The 22,159-nt window shown below is 65.9% G+C and carries 20 protein-coding genes; 16 read left to right on the top strand and 4 right to left on the bottom strand.

Annotation, left to right across the window (positions count from 1 at the left end):
* Positions 1-24: 24 nt before the first annotated feature.
* From AC2YJX_RS04790 to AC2YJX_RS04775, 4 genes are all read left to right on the top strand, one after another.
* On the top strand, positions 25-543 hold the full coding sequence (locus tag AC2YJX_RS04790) for a hypothetical protein (RefSeq protein WP_055397181.1): 519 nt from the start codon (positions 25-27) through the stop codon (positions 541-543).
* Positions 544-635: 92 nt separating this feature from the next.
* Positions 636-1,658, top strand: a complete 1,023-nt coding sequence (gene glnL / locus AC2YJX_RS04785; RefSeq protein ID WP_121508642.1) for a nitrogen regulation protein NR(II) — start codon at positions 636-638, stop codon at positions 1,656-1,658.
* A gap of 53 nt (positions 1,659-1,711) precedes the next feature.
* Positions 1,712-3,382: a nitrogen regulation protein NR(I) gene (gene ntrC, locus AC2YJX_RS04780; RefSeq protein ID WP_487255399.1), complete on the top strand. Its 1,671-nt coding sequence runs from the start codon at positions 1,712-1,714 to the stop codon at positions 3,380-3,382.
* Between the two features lie 193 nt (positions 3,383-3,575).
* Positions 3,576-4,514 carry a ferritin-like domain-containing protein gene (locus tag AC2YJX_RS04775; protein WP_487255398.1) on the top strand — a complete coding sequence of 313 codons (939 nt, stop codon included), beginning with the start codon at positions 3,576-3,578 and terminating at the stop codon, positions 4,512-4,514.
* A gap of 204 nt (positions 4,515-4,718) precedes the next feature.
* Here AC2YJX_RS04775 and xth read toward each other — a convergent pair whose 3' ends face one another.
* From xth to AC2YJX_RS04755, 4 genes are all read right to left on the bottom strand, one after another.
* A complete protein-coding gene (xth, locus tag AC2YJX_RS04770; protein WP_487255397.1) occupies positions 4,719-5,495 on the bottom strand; it encodes an exodeoxyribonuclease III in 777 nt (258 codons plus the stop codon).
* A gap of 74 nt (positions 5,496-5,569) precedes the next feature.
* Entirely contained in the window at positions 5,570-6,058 is a 489-nt protein-coding gene (locus AC2YJX_RS04765) for a dihydrofolate reductase (protein ID WP_487255396.1), read from the bottom strand.
* Between the two features lie 17 nt (positions 6,059-6,075).
* Positions 6,076-6,675 (bottom strand): DUF4337 domain-containing protein, encoded by a 600-nt coding sequence (locus AC2YJX_RS04760; RefSeq protein WP_218300360.1) that lies wholly within the window; start codon positions 6,673-6,675, stop codon positions 6,076-6,078.
* A 100-nt stretch (positions 6,676-6,775) separates the two neighbouring features.
* Positions 6,776-7,615 carry a thymidylate synthase gene (locus AC2YJX_RS04755; protein ID WP_055400413.1) on the bottom strand — a complete coding sequence of 280 codons (840 nt, stop codon included), beginning with the start codon at positions 7,613-7,615 and terminating at the stop codon, positions 6,776-6,778.
* A 111-nt stretch (positions 7,616-7,726) separates the two neighbouring features.
* On the opposite strand from AC2YJX_RS04755, the gene AC2YJX_RS04750 reads away from it, so the two are divergent.
* From AC2YJX_RS04750 to xylB, 12 genes are all read left to right on the top strand, one after another.
* Positions 7,727-8,248 carry an Ivy family c-type lysozyme inhibitor gene (locus AC2YJX_RS04750; RefSeq protein ID WP_176886432.1) on the top strand — a complete coding sequence of 174 codons (522 nt, stop codon included), beginning with the start codon at positions 7,727-7,729 and terminating at the stop codon, positions 8,246-8,248.
* Between the two features lie 96 nt (positions 8,249-8,344).
* Positions 8,345-8,857 carry a sigma-70 family RNA polymerase sigma factor gene (locus AC2YJX_RS04745; RefSeq protein ID WP_487255395.1) on the top strand — a complete coding sequence of 171 codons (513 nt, stop codon included), beginning with the start codon at positions 8,345-8,347 and terminating at the stop codon, positions 8,855-8,857.
* 17 nt (positions 8,858-8,874) lie between these two features.
* Positions 8,875-9,939 carry a FecR domain-containing protein gene (locus tag AC2YJX_RS04740; RefSeq protein WP_487255394.1) on the top strand — a complete coding sequence of 355 codons (1,065 nt, stop codon included), beginning with the start codon at positions 8,875-8,877 and terminating at the stop codon, positions 9,937-9,939.
* A 306-nt stretch (positions 9,940-10,245) separates the two neighbouring features.
* Positions 10,246-12,729 (top strand): TonB-dependent siderophore receptor, encoded by a 2,484-nt coding sequence (locus AC2YJX_RS04735; protein WP_487255393.1) that lies wholly within the window; start codon positions 10,246-10,248, stop codon positions 12,727-12,729.
* 389 nt (positions 12,730-13,118) lie between these two features.
* Positions 13,119-14,450, top strand: a complete 1,332-nt coding sequence (locus tag AC2YJX_RS04730) for an ABC transporter substrate-binding protein (RefSeq protein ID WP_121420577.1) — start codon at positions 13,119-13,121, stop codon at positions 14,448-14,450.
* A gap of 146 nt (positions 14,451-14,596) precedes the next feature.
* Positions 14,597-15,460 (top strand): carbohydrate ABC transporter permease, encoded by an 864-nt coding sequence (locus AC2YJX_RS04725; RefSeq protein WP_069105336.1) that lies wholly within the window; start codon positions 14,597-14,599, stop codon positions 15,458-15,460.
* A 15-nt stretch (positions 15,461-15,475) separates the two neighbouring features.
* Positions 15,476-16,321: a carbohydrate ABC transporter permease gene (locus AC2YJX_RS04720; RefSeq protein ID WP_487255392.1), complete on the top strand. Its 846-nt coding sequence runs from the start codon at positions 15,476-15,478 to the stop codon at positions 16,319-16,321.
* 46 nt (positions 16,322-16,367) lie between these two features.
* On the top strand, positions 16,368-17,411 hold the full coding sequence (locus tag AC2YJX_RS04715; RefSeq protein ID WP_487255391.1) for an ABC transporter ATP-binding protein: 1,044 nt from the start codon (positions 16,368-16,370) through the stop codon (positions 17,409-17,411).
* Positions 17,408-18,151 carry an SDR family oxidoreductase gene (locus tag AC2YJX_RS04710; RefSeq protein ID WP_487255390.1) on the top strand — a complete coding sequence of 248 codons (744 nt, stop codon included), beginning with the start codon at positions 17,408-17,410 and terminating at the stop codon, positions 18,149-18,151. The genes AC2YJX_RS04715 and AC2YJX_RS04710 overlap by 4 nt, the downstream gene beginning before the upstream one ends.
* Before the next feature lie 19 nt (positions 18,152-18,170).
* The gene (gene dalD, locus AC2YJX_RS04705; RefSeq protein WP_487255389.1) at positions 18,171-19,574 is read left to right on the top strand and encodes a D-arabinitol 4-dehydrogenase; all 1,404 of its coding nucleotides are present in this window, start codon (positions 18,171-18,173) and stop codon (positions 19,572-19,574) included.
* 29 nt (positions 19,575-19,603) lie between these two features.
* Positions 19,604-20,539, top strand: coding sequence for an AraC family transcriptional regulator (locus AC2YJX_RS04700; protein WP_487255388.1), 936 nt, complete (start codon positions 19,604-19,606; stop codon positions 20,537-20,539).
* Positions 20,540-20,663: 124 nt separating this feature from the next.
* Complete coding sequence (xylB, locus tag AC2YJX_RS04695; RefSeq protein WP_487255387.1) at positions 20,664-22,148, top strand: xylulokinase; 1,485 nt, start codon at positions 20,664-20,666, stop codon at positions 22,146-22,148.
* Positions 22,149-22,159: the final 11 nt, after the last annotated feature.

Here is a 22,159-nt window from a genome sequence, read left to right as displayed (position 1 = left end):
TGCATGGCAGTGCGAGGAAACCGAATGAAGAAAACGCTCATCACCCTGTTACTGATCGCCGCGACGGCTCCCGCCGCATGGGCGCAAGACCGCATCTACCGTTGCGGCAACGAATACACCAACAACGCCCAGCAGGCCAAGGAGCGCGGCTGCAAGCTGGTTGAGGGAGGTAACGTCACCGTGGTCCAGGGCACCCGACCTGCAGGCGCAGCAACGGCAGCGCCAGCGGCGGGAACCGGGGCTGGGGCGGGCACAGCTCCCGCCGCATCTCCCCCGTCTGCACCCCGTGTCGCCACCAACGACCAGAAGGCCCGCGATGCCGATGCCCGTGCCATCCTCGAATCCGAGTTGCGCAAGGCCGAGGCGCGCCATGCCGAGCTGGTGAAGGAATACAACGGTGGCGCGCCGGAGCGCAACGCGCTCGACCTGCGCAACCCGCAGCGCTACATGGAGCGCACGGCAGAACTCAAGGCCAGCGTCGCCCGCAGCGAAAGCGATATCGCAGGCATCAAGCGCGAAATCGCCCGTCTTCCGGCCAACTGAATCTCTTTCCCTCGTTTGGCACGCGTGTGAGTTCCTCACCCTTCACAGAAGCCCCAGCCTCCGACACGGGGCGCTTTCATTCGCTGGACCTGATGTCCACCCTAGTGGCGGTGCTGCGCGCCGATGGTGCCGTGCAATTCGCCAATGCAGCGCTGGAGAACGCGCTCGGCCTCTCGCGCCGCACCCTGGAGGGGGTGGACTTCTCCACCTTCTTCACCGACCCCGCCTTGCTACAGACCGCATTGGCGGGCGCGCGGGGCAAGGACTTCGCGGCCCTGCGGTATGAAGCCAGCCTCAAGCGCCAGCACCAGGACCCGGTGCCCGTGCATGTGAGCGTGGCCGATGCCGAGCAGGTCGGCGAAATCCTGGTGGAGCTGTGGCCGCTGGAGCAGCAGGCCCGCCAAGACCGCGAGGAGCGCCTGCTGGACCAGGCCCAGGCCAACAAGGAGTTGATCCGCAACCTGGCCCACGAGATCAAGAACCCGCTGGGCGGGATTCGCGGCGCTGCGCAACTGCTGGAGATGGAGCTTGAAAGCCGCGAGCTGACCGAGTACACCCAGGTCATCATCCACGAGGCCGACCGCTTGCAAAGCCTGGTAGATCGGCTGCTGGCACCCCATCGCCATCCCCACCTGGTGGGTGACGTCAATATTCATGAGGTGTGCGAGCGCGTGCGGTCTCTGGTGCTGGTGGAGTACCCCCAGGGCCTCAAGGTGCTGCGCGACTACGACACCTCGATCCCTGAGTTCCGGGGCGACCGCGCCCAGCTCATCCAGGCACTGCTGAACATCGTGCAGAACGCAGCCCAGGCGCTGACCGAGCGCATCGCAGAGGGTGAGGCGACGATCACACTGCGCACCCGCGTTGCGAGACAAGTAACGTTTGGTCGCCAACGCTATCGGCTGGCACTGGAATTGCATGTCATCGACAACGGACCGGGCGTGCCTGATGCGATCAAGGAGCGGATTTTTTACCCTCTGGTATCGGGTCGGGATGGCGGGTCAGGGCTGGGGCTCACGTTGGCGCAAACCTTCGTGCAACGCCACCACGGGTTGATCGAATGCGACAGCGCGCCGGGTCGCACCGACTTCCGCATCCTGATTCCCTTGCCTTAAAAAAACGCATGACGGTCCCTGACACGCAACTACAGGGAAGGTAAGAAAAACATATGAAGCCGATCTGGATAGTAGATGACGACCCCTCGATCCGCTTCGTCCTCGAAAAGGCGCTGGCCCGCGAGAACCTGCCTACGCGCAGCTTCACGCACCCCCGCGAAGTGCTGGACGCGCTGGCCGATATCACCCCCGGAGACCCGGCGCGGCAAGGCCCCCAGGTCCTGGTAAGCGACATTCGCATGCCTGGCGGCTCCGGCCTGCAACTGCTGGAAAAAGTGCGCGAACTGCAGCCAGGCCTGCCCGTCATCATCATGACGGCGTACTCCGACCTGGACAGTGCCGTTTCGGCCTTCCAGCGCGGCGCGTTCGAGTATCTGCCCAAGCCGTTTGACCTGCCCAAGGCGGTCGAGCTGATCCGCCGCGCGGTCGAAGAAAGCCAGCGCGAGGAAGTGACCGAAGAGCGCCAGGCCGAAGCCCCGGAGATGCTCGGCCAGGCGCCCGCCATGCAGGACGTGTTCCGCGCCATCGGCCGCTTGAGCCAAAGCCAGGTCACGGTGCTGATCACCGGCGAATCGGGCTCGGGCAAGGAGCTCGTGGCGCGCGCGCTGCACAAGCACTCGCCGGTCGCAGACGGACCCTTTGTCGCCATCAACACGGCGGCCATCCCCAAGGACCTGCTCGAATCTGAACTCTTCGGCCACGAGCGCGGCGCCTTCACCGGCGCACAGACGCAGCGGCGCGGCCGCTTCGAGCAGGCCGAGGGCGGCACGCTGTTCCTCGATGAAATCGGCGACATGCCGTTCGACCTGCAGACGCGCCTGCTGCGTGTGCTGTCGGACGGCCAGTTCTACCGTGTGGGCGGCCATGCGGCCGTGAAGGCCCATGTGCGCGTGATCGCTGCCACCCACCAGGATCTGGAGCGGCGCGTGAAGGAGGGGGGCTTTCGCGAAGACTTGTTCCACCGTCTCAACGTCATCCGCCTGCGCCTGCCCGCGCTGCGCGAGCGGCACGAGGACGTGCCCGTGCTCACCCGCCATTTTCTGCAGCAAAGCGCGCGGCAACTGGGCGTGGAGCCCAAGCGCATTGCCGACTCGGCCATCGCACGGCTGGAGCAGTTCGCCTTTCCGGGCAATGTGCGCCAGCTGGAGAACATCTGCCACTGGCTCACGGTGATGGCGCCCGCCCAGGTCATCTCGCTGCAGGATCTGCCGCCCGAAGTGCTGGAAGCGCCCCTTTACCAACCCGCTCCCCGACCCGGCAGTGATCCGTCTGCGGCGGTAGCTGCCGTGCACGCCGTTGCGGCCCCAATGCCAACCCCTGCGCCGGCGGTGGAACTGGTGGGAGGGCTGCCACAACCTGCCACTGTCGCCACGCAGCCCCTGGTGGGCGGTATTGCGGCCTCAGCCACCCCGGCGCTGGGCGCTACGCCCCACTGGCCCGCCGAGGCGCAGATGGCGACGGGTTCGGGCGGGATAGCTGCCACCGTTGGCCCTGCGGCGACCTGGGAGCAGGCGCTGGAGACCGAGGCGCAGAAGCTGCTTGCGGGCGGCCAGCCCGAAGTGTGGGACGCCCTTACGCGGCGGTTTGAATCGCGCCTGATCCGCACCGCGCTCACGGCCACCCATGGGCGCCGCATGGAAGCCGCGCAGCGCCTGGGCATTGGCCGCAACACCATCACGCGCAAGATCCAGGAGCTGGGCCTGGATGCGCCCGATGAGGCATAAAAATAGCCTCTAGCGCTTGATGGTAAAGCGTTAAGGGCTATAAATTTTGTAGTGCTTGAGGTGGGTCTGTCTTGGCGGATGCCGGGGCAGACACACCTCCCAATGTCCTACAAGCAGGCCCTCCTTGGGCCGACCCAGCCCTCCGGGAGTGACTTCAACAATGAAGGCACTGTCAACCAACCGGAGAGCTCCTATGTCGGATTTCAACGATGCCAACCGTGACCCTTTGACCAATGAACCGGGTTCCCATCCCGTCGGAACCGGGGTCGGTGCTGCCCTGGGCGGCGCCGCTGCGGGTGCCGCAGCAGGCGCCTTTGGCGGCCCGGTCGGCGCAGCCATTGGCGGCGTGGCCGGTGCGGTAGCTGGCGGCCTGGCGGGCAAGGCTGCCGCCGAGGCGGTCAACCCCACCGAGGAAGATGCCTACTGGCGCGAAAGCTTCCACCGCGAGCCGTATTACGTGGGTGGTCGCACCTACGAACAATACCGCCCTGCCTACGAACTGGGCTGGTCGTCGGTGGGCCGCTATGAAGGCGATTTTGAGGCGGTGGAACCCCGCCTGGCCGATGACTGGCGGGCGCGCCATTCGGACGGCCTGGCCTGGACGGATGCCCGCCCCGCCGCCCGCGCCGCCTGGGAACGGGTAACGCGCTCCAGCCTGAACGACGACCGCCCCATGGATGTCGTGGACAACGAAGACGTGGTGGATGTGCTCAACGACCTGCTGGAGTCGTCCCGCGATGGCGAATACGGCTTCACCGCCTGCGCCGAGCATGCCGACTCTGCCCAGCTCAAGAGCGTGTTCCAGCGCCACGCGCGCGAATGTGCGGCCGCAGCTGTCGAATTGGAGCACGAGGTGCGTCGCCTGGGGGGCGAGCCTGCTTCAGGCGGCACCGTGGCTGGCGCGCTGCACCGTGGCTGGGTGTCGGTGAAATCCGCTCTGTCTGTGCACGACGACAAGGCCGTGCTGCAGGAATGCGAACGCGGTGAGGACGCTGCCGTGGCCCGTTACCGCAAGGCCCTGAAGGCCACCCTGCCGCTGGATGTGCGGGCCCTTGTAGAACGCCAGTCCCAGGGCGCGCAGCGCAACCACGATGAAGTACGTGGCCTGCGCGACACGTTCGCCAACAGCTGATAGGGCACAGCTTGCGCGCTGGGGTTTCGTTCAGGGGCTCCTGGTGCGTCGCAAGTCGTAGGCCATAGGCCATAGGGATCTCTGGGCGCAGGCTTCTTACGCGCTGATTCCCCAAAAACAAAGGCTGCATGGATTTTCCTTGCAGCCTTTTGTGTATGCCGGGCTTCCAGCTTGTTGTCGCACGGCCTGCGTCGTCAAGGGTTGTTATGCCATGGTAAGCACCACGGGCGCGTGGTCGCTGGGTTGTGGGTTCTTGCGGGGGGCGCGGTCTACCGTGCAGGCGGTCACGCTGCCGCGCAGCGCATCGCTCACCAGAATGTGGTCAATGCGCAGCCCCCGGTTCTTCTGAAACCCAAGCATGCGGTAGTCCCACCACGAGTAGCTTTTCTCGGGCTGCTCGAACATGCGGAAGGTGTCTGTCAGGCCCAGGGTAATCAGGTCCTGAAAATGCTGACGCTCTTCCACCGTGTGGTGGATGGTGTCTTTGAGTCCCACCGGGTCGAACGAATCGCGGTCTTCGGGCGCTACGTTGAAGTCACCCAGCAGCGCCAGGCGCGGGTGGGCCAGCAGCTCTTCACGCAGCCAGCGGTGCAGCGCCGCAAGCCACAGCATCTTGTAGGCAAACTTCTCCGATCCCGGGGCTTGGCCGTTCACGAAGTAGCAGTTCACCAGGCGCAGTTCCCCGTCGGGCGTGTCCAGCGTGGCGGCAATGACGCGGGCCTGCTCGTCCGTGTGCCCGGGGATGTTGCGCACCACGTCGCGCATGGCGTGGCGGCTCAGGATAGCGACGCCGTTGTAGGTCTTCTGGCCAAAGGTCACGGCCTCATAGCCCGCCTCCTTGAACGCGTCGTGCGGAAACTTGTCGTCAGTGAGCTTGAGCTCTTGCAGGCACAGCGCATCGACCGGGTTGGCCGCGAGCCAGGCCAGCACCTGGGGCAGGCGGACGGTGAGGGAGTTGACATTCCAGGTGGCGATTTGCATGTTTTTGGCCTCCAGCGCTTGATGGGTAAGCGCTAAGTGCTATCAATTGAAGAGCTTTGCGTTCCGGCGCCGTGTCAACCTGCGCGCACGTAGGTCACAAAGCTGAAGGGCAGCCCCTTGGTGCTGACGTGGCGGCTGCGTGCGGATTCTGTCCACGGCGCACCCAGCGTGGGCGCGTAGGCATCCCCGTCGAAATCCTGGTCGATCTCGGTCACTTCCAGGCGGTCGGCCAGGGGCAGGGCCTCGGCGTAGATCTGCGCGCCGCCGATCACCCACACCGTCTGATCGGCAGGTGCCTTCTGCAGCGCATCCTGCAGGCTGGTGGCGCGCACGGCGCCCTCGGCCTGCCAGTCGCCCTGGCGCGTGACCACGATGTTGGTGCGGCCGGGCAGGGGGCGAAAACGCGGGGGCAATGAGTCCCAGGTCTTGCGGCCCATGATGACGGCGCAGCCCTGGGTCAGCTGCTTGAAGTGCGCCATGTCTTCGGGGATGTGCCAGGGCAGGCGGTTGTCCTTGCCGATGACGCCGTTGGCGGCGCGGGCGTAGATGAGGTGCAGGGGCATGGTGGGGCCTCCTTGTTTCAGATATGCAAGGCGGCGAGGGCGCCCACGCCCAGGCCCACGGCAGCCACGCCGTACATGCCGTACTCCAGCCATTTTTTCTTGGTCAGCAACGCAATGGCGGCCAGGGCGATCGCCACCTGCAGCGCCGTGGTGGCCTGTGCCCAGCGGTGGTGCTGGTGCATCTGGGCCTCGCTCTTGCGGTCGAACTCATGGGCGTCGGCTTCGAGTTTTTCGGCCACCACCTTGATCTCGTTTTTCTCGGCCTCGTAGCGCTCCACCTTGGTCTGGTAGCCCGCCTTGCGGTCATCGGGCGCCAGGTCGCGGGCCAGCTCGGCCAGGGATTGCTTGGTGCTCTTGGACTGGAAGTAATTCCACTGGTTGGATGCTTCGGTCTTCTTGATGGCTGCGTCGTTCTTGAGCAGGCCGGCATTGGCTTGCGTGGCGCCGCCCATGTAGGCAAAGATAGCACCCACCGTGGCCACGATGGCGGTGAACATGGCGATCTTGTTCATCGACGAGTTGCTGTCGGTGCCATGCGTTGCAGCGTGGTCGCCGTGGGTGGCATGCTCCACCGCGTGGTCGTGGGGGCCGTGTACGTGAAATCCGCCGGAAGACATGGATAAAAGCTCGTGGTGTTGGGTGGAAGCGGGCAAGGCGCTGTTGACTCTGCCCTTGGGACTCAAGAGGTATGGGGTACCAAAGAGGGGTGTCGGCTGATCAAACGGCCACAGGAGCCTTGATGGCGGGGTGGCACTGGTAGTCCAGCACTTCAAAGTCTTCGTACTCGTAGTCAAAGATGCTGTCGGGCTTGCGTTTGATGTTCAAGACCGGGTAGGGGTAGGGCGTGCGCGCCAGCTGGGTCTGCACCTGCTCGTGGTGGTTGCTGTAGATGTGGCAGTCGCCGCCGGTCCAGATGAAGTCGCCCACGTCCAGGTCGCACTGCTGGGCCACCATGTGGGTCAGCAGTGCATAGCTGGCGATGTTGAAGGGCACTCCGAGGAAGATGTCTGCGCTGCGCTGGTACAGCTGGCAGCTCAGCGTGCCGCGCCCGCCGGGTTCTTGCGCCGGGGCCACGTAGAACTGGAAGAACGCGTGGCAGGGCATGAGCGCCATCTTGTGCAGCTCGGCCACGTTCCAGGCGCTCACGATGATGCGGCGCGAGTCGGGATTCGTTTTGAGCGTATTGATCACATCGCTGATCTGGTCGATGTGGCCGCCGTCCGGCGTGGGCCAGCTGCGCCATTGCACGCCGTACACCGGGCCCAGGTCGCCGTCCTCGCGCGCCCATTCGTCCCAGATGGTCACGCCGCGCTCCTTGAGCCAGTTGTTGTTGCTCGACCCCGTGAGGAACCACAGCAACTCCTGGATGATGGATTTGAGGTGCACCTTCTTCGTGGTGACCAGCGGGAAGCCTTCTTTCAAATCAAACCGCATCTGGTGGCCGAACACGCTCTTGGTGCCGGTGCCCGTGCGGTCCGACTTGTCCACGCCATGGGTGAACACGTGGCGCATGAAGTCTTCGTATTGTGAGCGGACGGGGCGGGCGTGTTCTGTCATGGCGGTTGGAAGGCGAAAGACGCGATTTTAGGGGCGCGGCTGCCGGCAGGAACCGGCTAAGCTCGCAGACCTTTTCGCCCAGCTGCCCTTTCTAGAAAGAAGCCCCCGATCATGCGCCCTGTCTCTCCAGCCCCTTTGTCACGCGCCGTGCTGGCCGCTCTTGCGTTGGCGGTGCTGCTGCCGGGTTGCGTGGGTACGGTACCCACCGCGCCCACTGCGCCGCGCAAGGTCGCGCGTCCTGTGCCCAACGACGTACCTGCCGCGCCCGCCAATCCCTGGGGGAACCTGCAAACCCAGGTAGGCAACTATCCGGTCGGGGGCTCAGACTTCCTGCGTGCCGGCCCGCTGGCCGAGCGGCTGCGTGGGCTGCTCGGTCTCGCCAACTACAACGTGCTGCTGGACAACCTGCAGGTGAGTGGGCCGCTGCGGCAAGACGGCTCCATGCTCTACATCACCGGCAACCGGCCGGACGCAGGCGACACGGCGGCCGCCGCCATCGTGATCCACGCCGCCACCGACACGGTACGCGTATGGCTGCTGACCGGCGGGGAGGAATGGGACGTGCAGGACCTGGGGACCCCGAAGACCCTGCCGGCCCACGTTGCCACGATGATGGAAAACGCGCGGCGCTGAGCGCGCAGCCGACCTGTCCGCGTGGTGGCGTGCCCAGGATCTGGGCGGGAATGTGTTTCTATAATCGAGAATCATTCTCAAAAAGGCCGTCACGCCATGTCTGCCGCTCATCCCCTGCACGCGCTCTACAGCCGCCACCACGGATGGCTGCAGTCCTGGCTGCGCCGGCGGCTCGGTTGTGCCGACGATGCGGCCGACCTGGCGCAGGACACTTTCGTGCGCCTGCTCGCACGGCCGACCGCCATCGCCCCCGACGCGATGCGCGAGCCGCGCGCCTACCTGACCACGGTGGCACGCGGGCTGCTGGTGGACTTCTGGCGCCGGGGTGAACTGGAGCGCGCCTACCTGGCAGACCTGGCCCTGCAGCCCGAGGTGCTGCAGCCATCCCCCGAAGAGCGCCTGGCCGCCGTGCAGATGCTCCACGCGGTCGATGCATTGCTGCAGGGCCTGACGCCCAAGACGCGCGCAGCGTGGCTCATGAACCGGCTCGATGGCCTCACGCATGCAGAGATTGCCGAGCAGCTGCAGGTGTCGGTGCCCCGCGTGCGCCAGTACCTGGCCAACGCCATGCGCCACGCCTACCACCTGCGTTTTGGCGGCGCGGCGTGAGCAGTGCGGGCTGGACAATGGGCGGCCCACCTGGTGGTACAGGCGACGACCATCCCGTGCCGCCTGCCGTGCTGGAGGCCGCCATCGGCTGGCAACTGCGCCAGGGCGAGGGTGATAACTCGCCGGCGGACGCCCAAGCCCTGGCCGACTGGCTTGCCGCACACCCCGACCATGCCCGCGCCTGGCGCCAGCTGGGCGACATCGACCAGCACTTGGCCCGTGCCGCCGCAGGTCCCGGAGCACGCGCAGCGTTGCTGCTGCCACCGCGCCGGCGCCGTCCTGCCCGTGTGGCGGGCGCCGTGCTGGGCCTGGCATTGGCGGTGGCCTGCGGCGTGCTGGTGCTGGACCGCTACCAGCCCGCGGGCCAACTGCTGGCCGACCACCGCACTGCGACCGGCGAGCGCCGCACCATCGTGCTGCCCGACCAGACCGTGCTGCACCTGAACACCCGCAGTGCCGTGGATGTCGTGTTCAGCCAAGACCAGCGCGCCATCCACCTGCGCGCGGGCGAGGTGGCCGTGGAAACCAGCCATGCCGACCCGGCCGAACGGCGCCCGTTCGTCGTGCTGACCGAGGACGGCAGCCTGCGCGCTCTGGGCACCCGCTTCACCGTGCGCCGCTGGCCACAGGCGCACACCGCTGGCAGCGATGGGGCGCAGGGCCGTGGCGCGCCCGCCACTGAGGTCGCCGTCACCCAGTCGGCCGTCGCGGCCCGCCCGGCGACCTGCGCGGCAGCCGCGTCCGAGCCGTGCGCTGCCGAGCGCATCGTGTCGGCCGGGCAGGGCGCGCGGCTGGAGGGCGGGCGGGTGGACCCGTGGGTGGCCCCACCCGATGCCGATGCCTGGAACGACGGCATGCTGGTCGTGGACAACCAACCCTTGGGCGAGGTGGTGGCCATGCTGGCGCGGCACCGGGTCGGCCACCTGGGTGTCGACCCCCGTGTGGCCGGGTTGCGTGTGACGGGCACGCTGCCCCTGGCGGACACCGACCAGGCCCTGTTGGCGCTGACCGCGGCCGTGCCGGTGGAGGTGGTCTGGACCACGCGCTGGTGGGTCATGCTCAAGCCGCGTGCTGCGCCCTGAGGATGAAAATACTAAGAAAATCGGCCGCTACCGCTTGATGGGTAAGCGCTGGAAGCTATAAAAAGATGAGTGATTTGGTGCGGCTGATCGACGGTTCCATTCAGTTCAACCCAGATCAACCCGCCGAAGCAGATCAACCCAGATCGCCGCTGCTAGCTGGCACCCCATCCACCAACGATGCCGGCCCGAAAAAGAAATTACCCCGGCCCCCTCTCACTTTTCGGCACCCGTTCGGCAATCAGACAGAGACCGTGCATCGGCGCGGTTGCCCCTCTTTTCTGACGTGACCGTTTCGGAGCCTGACCCATGCCCTCTGCTGTTCTCTCCTTCCCGCTGAACCCCTGCGCTGCGGCGCTGCTAATGGCGCTGGCGGCCTCTGCTGTGGCTGAACAGCCAGCCGCGGCAGAGGCCCCTGTGGCCACGGCCAGCGCTGCGGCCGTGCGCGACTACGACCTGTCCGCCGGGCCGCTGGGAGCAGCCCTCAACCGCATCGCGCGCGACGCAGGCCTGGCCCTCACCGCCGATGCGCAGTTGGTGGAAGGCCGCAACGCGGCGCCCGTGCGGGGCCGCTTCGATGCACCCGAGGCACTGCGCCGCGCGCTGGCGGGTTCGGGGCTGGAGCTGCGGCAGGCCACGGGCGGCGTCTTCACGTTGCGTGAGGCATCGCGCCCTGCGGCGCAGGCACCCCGGCTCAGCGATGCGGCCACCCTGGGCGCCGTCACCGTGACGGCCAGCGCCGAGTCAGCGCCCGGCGATTTGCTGCCCGCCTATGCCGGCGGCCAGGTCGCCACGGGCAGCCGGGTCGGCCTGCTGGGTCAGCAGAGCCTGATGGACACGCCGTTTCACATCACCAGCTACACGGCCGAACTCATGCAGGACCAGCAGGCGATCACCGTGGCCGATGTGCTGGCCAACGACCCGTCCGTGCGCACGGTGTCCTACAGCCTGACGAACGCTGCCGCGGGGGGCGACATCTTTCTGATCCGCGGCTTCTCGGTGCAGGACTCGGTGCTGTTCGACGGGATCGGCGGCATCGCCACCAACCGTGCCGTGGCGGTCGAAGCGGCCGAGCGCGTCGAGGTGCTCAAGGGCCCCAACGCGCTGCTCAACGGCATGGCGCCTGGGGCGGGCGGCGCGGTGGGCGGCGCCATCAACCTGGTGCCCAAGCGGGCGGGCGATGTGCCGCTGACCCGCCTGACCACCACTTACCTATCCAAAGGCAACCTGGGCGGCCACCTGGACGTGGGCCGCCGGTTCGGCGACGACCACCAGTGGGGTGTGCGCTTCAACGGCGTCTACCGTGACGGGAAGACCGCCACCCAGGGCCAGTCCGTCGAGCTGGGCGCTGCGGCGCTGGCCGTGGACTACCGGGGCAGCCAGCTGCGGGCCTCGGTAGATGCTGGCCACCAGACGATGAACAACGAAGCGCCGCAAGGCGCCGCTGGCTTCGGTATCGACGACGCCATTGACATCCCCAGGCCGCCCCGGGCCAGCCAACGCATCGCGCAGGACTGGGAGTTCGCCAGGTCGCAGAGCAACTACCTGTTGGCCAAAGCCGAGTACGACCTCACCCCGGACTGGACGCTCTCTGCAGTCGCGGGTGGCAGCCACACGCGGTCCCGCTACCTCGCCACCGACGTGTTCGTGACCAGCGTGCAGGGCGATGCGCAGGCCACCACGTACTTCTGGCCCAACTGGACGAACTACCGCACCGTGCAAGGCGGCCTGCAAGGCACGGTGCGCGCCGGCGAGCTCACGCACCGCATCCACCTGCATGCGTCGTACCTGAAGAAGGACAGCGGCTTCACGGCGCAGTACTACGGCTTCGACAGCTTCGCCACGAACATGTATGCGCCCGCGGCTACCGCGCGTCCGTCCATCGACGGTTTCTCATCGCGGCCGCCACAGACCGATTCCTTGCAGTTGCCGTCTGTGGCGCTGTCAGACACCGTCTCGCTGTGGCAAGACCGCCTGGCCGTCACCCTGGGTGCCCGCTACCAGCGCGTGAAGGTCGTCAAGTACGACACCACCACCGGGGCCGGCAGCACCGCGTACGACGAGCACGCGGTGACGCCGGCGCTGGCGGCGGTGTTCAAGCTGCAGCCGCACGTATCGCTCTACGGCAATTACATCGAAGGGCTGGTCCAGGGCGATTCAGCGCCACTGGGCACCACCAATGCCGGACAGGTGTTTCCGCCGGTCCGGACGAAGCAGCGGGAGGTGGGCGTGAAGGCCGATTGGGGCCGCTTCAGCACCACGGCGAGTCTGTTCCACATCCAGAAGCCGAGCGGGCTGGTGGCGTCCAACGGCGATGGCACGTTCACCTACCAGGTCGGTGCAGAGCAGCGCAACCGCGGGGTCGAGCTCAATGTCTTTGGCGAGGTGGCCCGGGGCACGCGCCTTTTGGGCGGCGTGACCTTCAACGATGCCCGGCTGACCAAAACCGAAGGCGGCACCTACAACGGCAACGCCGCACCCAATGTGTCGCGCTGGCAGCTCAACCTGGGCAGCGACCACGACGTGGCTGCCGTTCCAGGACTGACGCTGTCGGCCCGCATGATCGCTAGCAGCGCGCAGCATGTGGACGCCGCCAACCTGCGGCGCATTCCGGGCTGGACGCGCTGGGACATCGGTGCCCGCTACAAGACCCAGGCGTGGAGCCGGCCGCTGGTGCTGCGCGCGGGCGTGGACAACCTGTTCAACCGCAACTACTGGTCCAGCGGCTCCGGCAACTGGCTGTATGTGGGAAGTCCTCGCACGGTGACTCTCTCTGCCACGGTGGATTTCTGACGGGAGCAGTGCTGCCGTGGGCGGACGGACAAATGGATGGAGGAGGGGGTAGTGGTGTCTTCCCCGGTGGGCCTTGGTGCACGAAATATGGATTAAATTGGCCTCTACCGCTTGATAGATAAGCGCCAAAAGCTATTGATTTGATAGTGATTTGGGGCATCCGCGACTAACCGTGCTGGGGGTCCGGCCCCTCTCTTCCTGGTCGGTTAGATACCCTGTTGACACCTCTAGGTATAAATCCTGAGTATCTGGTGCAAATTAGTATTTGTGGAGGCATCTGGAGTACCAATCGAGCATTGCAGCATCGGTATCGTTCAGTTCGTCAATGCCGTATGCCTGCACTGGCGTTGAACGGTCGATCCCATACCAATTACGAAGGAGACATTCCGATGCCACATTCCCCCCGTGTTTTTGCTCCTCAGCGCCTCGCCCTGGCCGCTGCACTGGCCCTGTCGCTGTGCGGCGCCGCCAGCGCGCAGACCGAGCTGGTCATTGCCACCGTGAACAACGGCCACATGATCGAGATGCAAAAGCTCAGCAAAAACTTCGAGCAGGCCAACCCCGACATCAAGCTCAAGTGGGTCACGCTGGAAGAAGGCGTGCTGCGCCAGCGCGTGACCACCGACATCGCCACCAAGGGCGGCCAGTTCGACGTGATGACCATCGGCATGTACGAGGCGCCCATCTGGGGCAAGAAGGGCTGGTTGCAGGAGCTGAAAACCGACGCTGCGTACGACGTGGACGACCTGCTGCCCGCCGTGCGCAACGGCCTGTCCATCGACGGCAAGCTGTTCGCTGCGCCGTTCTACGGCGAAAGCTCGATGCTCATGTACCGCAAGGACCTGGCCGACAAGGCGGGCGTGCAGGTTCCCGAGCGTCCCACCTGGCCGCAGATCAAGGACCTGGCCGCCAAGATGCACGACCCCAAGAACGGGGTGTACGGCATCTGCCTGCGCGGCAAGCCGGGCTGGGGCGACAACATGGCGTTCCTGACCACGCTGGTCAACACCTTCGGCGGCCAGTGGTTCGACATGCAGTGGAAGCCGCAGCTCGAGTCCAAGCCCTGGAAAGATGCGATCAACTTCTACGTGGACCTGCTCAAGAACTACGGCCCGCCCGGCTCTGCCGCCAACAGCTTCAACGAGATCCTGGCGCTGACCAACTCGGGCAAGTGCGGCATGTGGGTGGATGCCACCATCGCGGCATCGTTCGTGGCGGACCCCAAGCAGTCCAAGGTGGCCGACCAGATGGCCTTTGCCCAGGCGCCCACCATGAACACGCCCAAGGGCGCCAACTGGCTGTGGTCGTGGAATCTGGCCATCCCGGCCGGTTCCAAAAAGGTCGACGCCGCGCAGAAGTTCATCACCTGGTCCACCAGCAAGGACTACATCCAGCTGGTGGCCAAGACCAACGGATGGGCCAACGTGCCCACCGGCACGCGCAAGAGCACGTATGCGGCGCCGGAGTTCCAGAAGGCAGCGCGCTTTGCGGCCGCAGAGAAGACTGCCATCGACTCGGCCAACCCGACGGATTCGACCCTGCCGAAGAGCCCGTACGTGGGTGTGCAGTTTGCGGCCATTCCTGAGTTCCAGGCCATCGGCATCGCGGTGGGTCAGCAGATGAGCGCAGCACTGGCGGGCAAGACGACGGTGGACGCCGCGCTCAAGGCCAGCCAGGTGTCGGCAGACCGCGAAATGAAAAAGGCCGGCTACTACAAATAGGCATTCATTCGGCTACTGCACGGGCCGATCCGGGGCCTGTATTCCTCGCCGTACAAACGTGCGGCCCCGGTACAGCAACCCCGACTCGGCCCACTCGCGTCGCCGACTGAACGCCTATTTTTGCTGGACTATTTTCTGAGGCTTCCATGAACCGCCGCCTGCTCCCTCGCCTGCTGCTCACGCCTGCCATGGCCACGCTCTTCCTGTGGATGATCGTGCCGCTGGTGATGACGATCTACTTCTCGCTCATCCGCTACAACCTCATGCAGCCGGACCAGACCGGCTTTGCCGGGCTGGAGAACTTTGAGTATTTCGTCACCGACCCCTCGTTCGGCACGGCGGTGGTCAACACCATCTTGCTGCTGGGTAGTGTGATTCTCATCACGGTGGTGTTCGGCATTGCGATTGCGCTGCTCATCAACGAGCCGTTTGCGGGCCGTGGCATCGTGCGGGTGCTGCTGATTTCGCCGTTCTTCGTCATGCCCACGGTGAACGCGCTGATGTGGAAGAACATGATGATGAACCCCATCTACGGCGTGCTCGCCCAGGTGTGGATGTTCTTTGGCGCACAGCCGGTGGACTGGCTTACCGACCACCCGCTGTTCTCGGTGATCGTCATGGTGTCATGGCAGTGGCTGCCGTTTGCCACGCTGATCTTCATGACCGCATTGCAGAGCATGAACCACGAGCAGCTCGAAGCATCGCGCATGGACGGCGCCAACTACCTGCAGCAGCTGCGCTACCTGTATGTGCCACACCTGGCGCGCTCGGTGGCCGTGGTGGTGATGATCGAACTCATCTTTTTGCTCAGCATCTTTGCCGAGATCTACACCACCACGGGTGGCGGGCCGGGCGATGCGAGCACCAACGTCACCTTCCTGATCTTCAAGCAGGCACTGCTCAACTTCGACGCGGGTGTGGCCTCGGCCGGGGCGCTGTTCGCAGTGCTGCTGGCCAATATCGCGGCGGTGTTTCTGATCCGCATGGTCGGCAAGAACCTTGACAAGTAAGACGGGGCAACGCTCATGACAACGACAAAACGACGCCGCTCCAACTTCCCGCTGGGCCTGCTGGCCCTGCGCACCGCCGCTGCCTGGGGCGTGGCCCTGCTGCTGTTCTTTCCGCTGGGTTGGCTGTTCCTCACGGCGTTCAAGACCGAGTTGCAGGCCATCGCCGTGCCTCCGCAGCTGTTCTTCATCCCCACGCTCGAGAACTTTCACGAGGTGCAGGAGCGCAGCGACTACCTGCTGTACGCCAAGAATTCGGTCATCACCAGCGTGGTCTCTACCCTGGTGGGCCTGATGCTGGCCGCGCCTGCGGCCTACGCCATGGCCTTCTTCAAGGGCAAGTACACCAAGGACATCCTCATGTGGATGCTCTCGACCAAGATGATGCCCGCCGTGGGCGCGCTGGTACCCATCTACGTGCTGGCGCAAAAGAGCCACCTGCTCGATACGCAGCTTGCGCTCATCATCGTGTTCGCGCTGTCCAACCTGCCCATCATGGTCTGGATGCTGTATTCGCACTTCAAGGACATCCCGCGCGAGATTCTGGAAGCCGCGCGCATGGACGGTGCCACGCCGTGGCAGGAGGTGCGGCTGGTGCTGCTGCCGCTGGGCATGGGCGGCCTCGCGTCCACCGGCCTCTTGTGCCTGGTGCTGTCATGGAACGAGGCCTTCTGGAGCCTAAACCTCAGCGCCGCCAAGGCCGGCACGCTGGCTACGCTGATCGCGTCGTACTCCAGCCCCGAGGGCCTGTTCTGGGCCAAGTTGTCCGCCGCCTCGCTGATGGCCATTGCACCCATCGTGGTCTTTGGCTGGTTCAGCCAGAAGCAGCTGGTGCAGGGCCTGACGTTTGGTGCGGTCAAGTAAGCCGCAGTTTTCCTCTCAGTTTTCAAGATTTCAGGAACCCGATTCCATGGCCTACCTTCAACTGCGCGGCATCGAGAAATTCTTTGGTGAGCATCGCGCCATCAAGGGCATCGACCTCACCATCCAGCAAGGCGAGTTCATCGTCTTCGTCGGCCCCTCGGGCTGCGGCAAGTCCACGCTGCTGCGGCTGATTGCGGGGCTCGAAAATATCGACGGCGGCACCCTGATGCTGGACGGCCGCGACATCACCGACCAGCCCTCGAGCAAGCGCGATTTGGCGATGGTGTTCCAGAGCTATGCGCTGTACCCGCACATGAGCGTGTACGAGAACATGAGCTTTGCGCTAAAGCTCGCCAAGGTGGACAAGCAGGTGATCGACGAGAAGGTGCAGAACGCCGCGCGCATCCTCAACCTCACGCAGTACCTGCAGCGCACGCCCAAGGAACTGTCGGGCGGGCAGCGCCAGCGCGTGGCCATCGGCCGCGCCATCGTGCGCGCGCCCAAGGTGTTCCTGTTTGACGAGCCACTGTCCAACCTCGACGCGGCGCTGCGCGGCCAGACCCGTGTGGAGATCGCCAAGCTGCACCGCGACCTTGGGGCCACCACCATCTACGTCACGCACGACCAGGTCGAGGCCATGACGCTGGCCGACCGCGTGGTGGTGCTGCGCGACGGCGTCATCGAGCAGGTGGGCACGCCCCTGGAGCTGTACGACCGGCCCGCCAACCAGTTCGTGGCCCAGTTCATCGGCACGCCGCAGATGAACGTGGTGCCCTTGCCGCAGCTGCCATCGCCCGTGCAGCAGCAGGCACCCGTCGGGGCGGAGGGCGGCGCCATCGGCCTGCGCCCCGAGAACATCACAGTACGCGACACCGGCGCGACGCCGGTGCCGGGCCAGGTGGACCTGGTGGAAGCATTGGGCGCAGAGACGCTGATCTACGTGAGCACGCCCAGCGGAGCGCAGTTTGTGGCGCGCCAGAACGACCGCACAGGCCTGCGCGCCGGCGATGCGGTGAGCCTGGACATCGACGCGTCGCACGCCCATTGGTTCGACCCTGCGGGCCGTGTTGTCGCGGGTGCAGCTGCATGACCGCCGTGACCGCAGGCCGGGAATTGCACGGCAAGGTGGCCGCCGCCACCGGCGCTGCATCGGGCATCGGGTTTGCCAGTGCAAAGGCCATGGCCGACGCTGGAGCGCACGTGGTACTTATCGACCGAGATGAAAAAGCGCTGGACAAGGCTTGCGCTGCCATCGGTGCCCAAGCGTCGCCGCTGGTGCTGGATTTGCTGGACACAAAGCAGTGTGCGAGCCTGCTTGCGCGCACGCTGGCCATTGCGGGACAACTCGACATCTTTCACGCCAATGCTGGGTTGTATGTGGGCGGCGACCTGGTGGATGCCGACCCCGACGCCATCGACCGCATGCTCAACCTGAACGTCAACGTGGTGATGAAGAACGTGCACAACGTGCTGCCCCACATGATTGAGCGCGGCACGGGCGACATCATCGTCACCAGCTCGCTGGCCGCGCATTTCCCCACGCCGTGGGAGCCCGTCTACGCATCGTCCAAGTGGGCCGTCAACTGCTTCGTGCAGACCGTGCGCCGCCAGGTCTTCAAGCACGGCATCCGCGTGGGCTCCATCTCGCCCGGGCCCGTCATCACCTCGCTGCTGGCCGACTGGCCCGCGGAGAAGCTCGCCGAAGCCAAGGCCAGCGGCAGCCTCATCGAGGCCTCCGAAGTGGCCGACGTGGTGCTCTTCATGCTCACCCGCCCGCGCGGCATGACCATCCGCGACGTCGTGATGATGCCCACGAACTTTGATCTCTAGAAACCCGCAGTCACGCACCATGAATTTCATCCTGCACCTGGGCCTGGGCTCGTTCCACCGCGCCCACCAGGCCGTTTACGTTCACGCATTGCGCCAGCAGGGCGACACGGGCTGGGCCATCGCAGGCGGCAACCTCCGCCCGGACATGGCCGACACCATCGCAGCGCTGCAAGCGCAGGATGGGCGCTACACGCTCGAAACCGTCACCCCCCAAGGCGAGCGCAACTACACCGTCATCGAGTCGATCCAGCGGGTGATCCCCTACCAGGATGACCTGGCCCCGCTGATTGCCATGGGTGCCGACCCTGCCACGCGCATCATCAGCTTCACGGTGACCGAAGCGGGCTACTACCTGGATGCCCAGAACCAGCTCGACTGGCCCACGTTTGCCGACCTGCGCGCCGACCTGGCGGCCGTGAAGGCGGGCCAGGCAGGCCACACCATCTACGGCGGCCTGGTCAGCATCCTGCGCGCGCGCAGGGCAGCCGGTGCGGGCGCCGTGACGCTGATGAACTGCGACAACCTGCGCCACAACGGCGACCGCTCGCGCGACGGGCTGCTGCAGTTCATCGAGGCGCTGGGCGATGCGCCACTCAAAGAGTGGGTAGAGCAGAACACCACGAGTCCCAACGCCATGGTGGACCGCATCACGCCGCGCCCCACGCCCGATGTGGCCGAGCGCGTGAAGGCTGCCACCGGCTGGGACGACAAGGCAGCACTCATGGGTGAAAGCTTTATCCAGTGGGTCATTGAAGACGACTTCATTGCAGGCCGCCCCGCGTGGGAAACGGTCGGTGTCGAGATGGTGCAGTCGGTGCAGGCCCATGAAGAGGCCAAGATCCGCCTGCTCAACGCAACCCACAGCTGCATTGCCTGGGCGGGCACGCTGGCGGGCTACCAGTACATCCACGAAGGCACACACGACGCGGCCATTCGCCAGACGGCCTACGACTACGTCACCGACGACGCGATCCCTGTGCTCCACACGCCCGAGCAACCATGCCCCATCAACCTGGAGCAGTACCGCGACGTGGTGCTGGACCGCTTCGGCAACCCCGCCATTGCCGACACTAACCAGCGCGTGGCCATGGATGCGTTCTCCAAGATCCCCGGCATGATTGCGCCCACTATCCGCGACAAGCTCGCGCGCAACGCGTCGTTCGACAGCGTGGCCATGCTGCCCGCGCTGTTCCTGGCCTACCTGCAGCGCTGGCACGCGGGGCAGATCCCCTACAGCTACCAAGATCAGGCCATGGATCCCGCCGTGGCCCATGCCATCTGCGATGCCGCTGACCCCGTGGCGGCCTTTGCGGCCGACACGACCCTGTGGGGCGAGATGGCCAGCCACCCCCAATTGTTGGACGCGCTGCGCAAAGCCTATGCCCGCGTGTTGGCTTTTGTGGCGGAGCGGACAGGCGCCTGATGCTGGTGTAATTTGAGTCCACTATCGCCATGACCGTGAAGACGCCCATCGCCCCGCGCCAGACCAAGCCCGAGCTGGAGCACGACTATGTGCGCTCGCCCGCTCTGGGCTACGAGTCGCCCGAGACGGCGGGCTTCATCCGTTGCTTGTCGCACGGGTTTCCCACGCCGCTGGCGCGCTGGCATTACCACGACGAGTACGAGCTGCACCTGATCACCGCGACCTCGGGCAAGGTCTTTGTGGGGGACTGGATCGGTCAGTTCCAGCCCGGCCACCTGGTGCTGACCGGGCCGCGCCTGCCGCACAACTGGATCAGCATGGACCTGCCGGAGGGCGGCGTGCCGCTGCGCGACCTGGTGATCCAGTTCTCGCACGCGCCGCTGCTGGCCAGCAGCGAGACCATCCCCGAGCTGCGCGAGGTACTGCCTCTGCTGGAGCGCGCGCGCCACGGTGTGGAGTTCTTTGGCATGGAAGCGCAGGCGCAAGAGCATTGGCACCGCATCAAGGCGCGCCAGGGGCTCGCCCGGTTCGGCGCTTTCTGTGAGTTCATGAGCGACCTGGCGCGCTGCACCGACTTTCGCCTGCTGTCGAGCACGCAGCTGCAAAGCGAGGACAACGACACCCAGCTCGACCAGATCAACGTCATCGTGAGCCGCATCACCGACCATCTGGCCGACCCGCTGTCGGCGGCCGACCTGGCGCAGGAGCTGGGCATGACGGAGAGCCGCTTTTCGCGCTTCTTCCGCCGCGCCACGGGCAATACCTTCACCGACTTTGTGAATCTGGTGCGCGTGAACCGCGCGTGCCAGCTGCTGATGGAGACCGAGCGCTACATCACCCACATTGCGTATGACGTGGGCTTCAACAACATGGCCAACTTCAACCGCCGCTTTCTGGATATCAAGGGCATGACGCCCAGCGAGTACCGCAAGCAGGGCGCGGGAAGGTTTGGAAAGACTTCCTGATCCCTGGCCGGATCTGCACCCTGAGAGGGGAGGCCCTTGTTGCGTGACCCCTTCACGCAGCCCGCCAAAGGCAAAGGCCGGGCCATGGCTTTCACTGTGAATCACTGACATCTGTCCATCACCCATGTACCTCGGAATCGATTTAGGCACCTCGGGTGTCAAGCTCCTGCTGCTGGACGATGCGCACACTGTGGTCGCTACGGCAGATGCCGCCGTGCCCCAGCTGCGCCCCCAGCCCACCTGGAGCGAGCAGCACCCCGCCGACTGGTGGGCCGCCGTGGAGACTGCCGTGGCGCAGTTGCGCGCGCAGGCTCCCGTAGCGTGGGCGCAGGTGCGGGGCATCGGCCTCTCGGGCCACATGCATGGCGCGGTGGTGCTGGGCGCACAAGGCCAGGTGCTGCGCCCCGCCATCCTTTGGAACGATGGCCGAGCCAGCGCCGAATGTGCGCAGCTGGAATCGGCTGTGCCCACCTCGCGCCAGATCACCGGCAATCTCGCCATGCCGGGCTTCACCGCGCCCAAGCTGCTGTGGCTGCGCATGCACGAGCCCGCTGTGTTCGACCAGATCCGCACCGTGCTGCTGCCCAAGGACTGGCTGCGCCTGCAGCTCACCGGCGATGCAGTGAGCGACATGTCCGACGCATCGGGCACGCTGTGGCTGGACGTGCAGGCCCGCGCCTGGAGCCCGGCCATGTTGCAAGCCTGTGGGCTCGATGTTTCGCACATGCCTGCGCTGGCCGAGGGCAGTGCGCCCACAGGCACACTGCGCAGCGATGTGGCGCGCCGCTGGGGGCTCGGGGACAGTATCGTCGTGGCCGCTGGCGCGGGCGACAACGCCGCCAGTGCCGTGGGCGTGGGCGCCCGCACTGCGGGACAGGGCTTTGTGTCGCTGGGCACCTCGGGCGTGGTCTTTCGCGTGACGGATGCCTTTGCGCCCGCCACCGAGCGTGCCGTGCATGCCTTCGCGCATGCGCTGCCGCAGCGCTGGCACCACATGTCGGTCATGCTCAGCGCAGCGAGTGCGTTTGGCTGGATCACGCGGCTGACGGGGCGTGGCGACGAGGCGCAACTGTCTGACGCCGTGGGAGCCCTCAGCGCCAGCCGCCAGGCGCAGGTGCCACTGTTTTTGCCTTACCTGAGTGGCGAGCGCACACCGCACAACAACGCGGCTGCCACCGGCGTGTTCATGGGCCTGCGGGCCGAGCACGAAGCGGCGGACCTGGCCTATGCCGTGATGGAAGGCGTGGGCTTTGGCCTGCTTGATGGCCTCAATGCCATGCGTGCCGCCGGGGCCGGGCAGGGCGGTGCTGCCCGCCGGGATGATGAAGCCCTGGCCTTGGTCGGTGGCGGTGCCCGCAGCAACCCCTGGGCGCAGCTCTTGGCCAGCGCGTTGGGCACCCCGCTGCAGCGCCCGCAGGGCGCACACGCCGCAGCCGCCCTGGGGGCTGCGCGCCTGGCGGCCATGGCCTGCGGTGGTGACGAAGCCCACTGGTGCCAGCCCCTGCCCGCTGACGCCACCTTCATGCCACAGCCCGCACAACAAGCCCAGCTGGCCGAACGCTATGCCCGCTTTGTCGTGCTGTACCCCGCGCTGCAATCGCAGTTCTGACGCACTGTCTG

This window comes from Acidovorax sp. SRI_002, from assembly GCF_057586455.1.
This window is presented reverse-complemented; position numbering and strand designations above follow the sequence as displayed.

Excerpts from the sequence above, each read along its gene's own strand:
- AC2YJX_RS04790 (WP_055397181.1), top strand. The coding sequence starts at position 25 with ATGAAGAAAACGCTCATCACCCTGTTACTGATCGCCGCGACGGCTCCC.
- glnL (WP_121508642.1), top strand. The coding sequence starts at position 636 with ATGTCCACCCTAGTGGCGGTGCTGCGCGCCGATGGTGCCGTGCAATTC.
- ntrC (WP_487255399.1), top strand. The coding sequence starts at position 1,712 with ATGAAGCCGATCTGGATAGTAGATGACGACCCCTCGATCCGCTTCGTC.
- AC2YJX_RS04775 (WP_487255398.1), top strand. The coding sequence starts at position 3,576 with ATGTCGGATTTCAACGATGCCAACCGTGACCCTTTGACCAATGAACCG.
- xth (WP_487255397.1), bottom strand. The coding sequence starts at position 5,495 with ATGCAAATCGCCACCTGGAATGTCAACTCCCTCACCGTCCGCCTGCCC.
- AC2YJX_RS04765 (WP_487255396.1), bottom strand. The coding sequence starts at position 6,058 with ATGCCCCTGCACCTCATCTACGCCCGCGCCGCCAACGGCGTCATCGGC.
- AC2YJX_RS04760 (WP_218300360.1), bottom strand. The coding sequence starts at position 6,675 with ATGTCTTCCGGCGGATTTCACGTACACGGCCCCCACGACCACGCGGTG.
- AC2YJX_RS04755 (WP_055400413.1), bottom strand. The coding sequence starts at position 7,615 with ATGACAGAACACGCCCGCCCCGTCCGCTCACAATACGAAGACTTCATG.
- AC2YJX_RS04750 (WP_176886432.1), top strand. The coding sequence starts at position 7,727 with ATGCGCCCTGTCTCTCCAGCCCCTTTGTCACGCGCCGTGCTGGCCGCT.
- AC2YJX_RS04745 (WP_487255395.1), top strand. The coding sequence starts at position 8,345 with ATGTCTGCCGCTCATCCCCTGCACGCGCTCTACAGCCGCCACCACGGA.
- AC2YJX_RS04740 (WP_487255394.1), top strand. The coding sequence starts at position 8,875 with ATGGGCGGCCCACCTGGTGGTACAGGCGACGACCATCCCGTGCCGCCT.
- AC2YJX_RS04735 (WP_487255393.1), top strand. The coding sequence starts at position 10,246 with ATGCCCTCTGCTGTTCTCTCCTTCCCGCTGAACCCCTGCGCTGCGGCG.
- AC2YJX_RS04730 (WP_121420577.1), top strand. The coding sequence starts at position 13,119 with ATGCCACATTCCCCCCGTGTTTTTGCTCCTCAGCGCCTCGCCCTGGCC.
- AC2YJX_RS04725 (WP_069105336.1), top strand. The coding sequence starts at position 14,597 with ATGAACCGCCGCCTGCTCCCTCGCCTGCTGCTCACGCCTGCCATGGCC.
- AC2YJX_RS04720 (WP_487255392.1), top strand. The coding sequence starts at position 15,476 with ATGACAACGACAAAACGACGCCGCTCCAACTTCCCGCTGGGCCTGCTG.
- AC2YJX_RS04715 (WP_487255391.1), top strand. The coding sequence starts at position 16,368 with ATGGCCTACCTTCAACTGCGCGGCATCGAGAAATTCTTTGGTGAGCAT.
- AC2YJX_RS04710 (WP_487255390.1), top strand. The coding sequence starts at position 17,408 with ATGACCGCCGTGACCGCAGGCCGGGAATTGCACGGCAAGGTGGCCGCC.
- dalD (WP_487255389.1), top strand. The coding sequence starts at position 18,171 with ATGAATTTCATCCTGCACCTGGGCCTGGGCTCGTTCCACCGCGCCCAC.
- AC2YJX_RS04700 (WP_487255388.1), top strand. The coding sequence starts at position 19,604 with ATGACCGTGAAGACGCCCATCGCCCCGCGCCAGACCAAGCCCGAGCTG.
- xylB (WP_487255387.1), top strand. The coding sequence starts at position 20,664 with ATGTACCTCGGAATCGATTTAGGCACCTCGGGTGTCAAGCTCCTGCTG.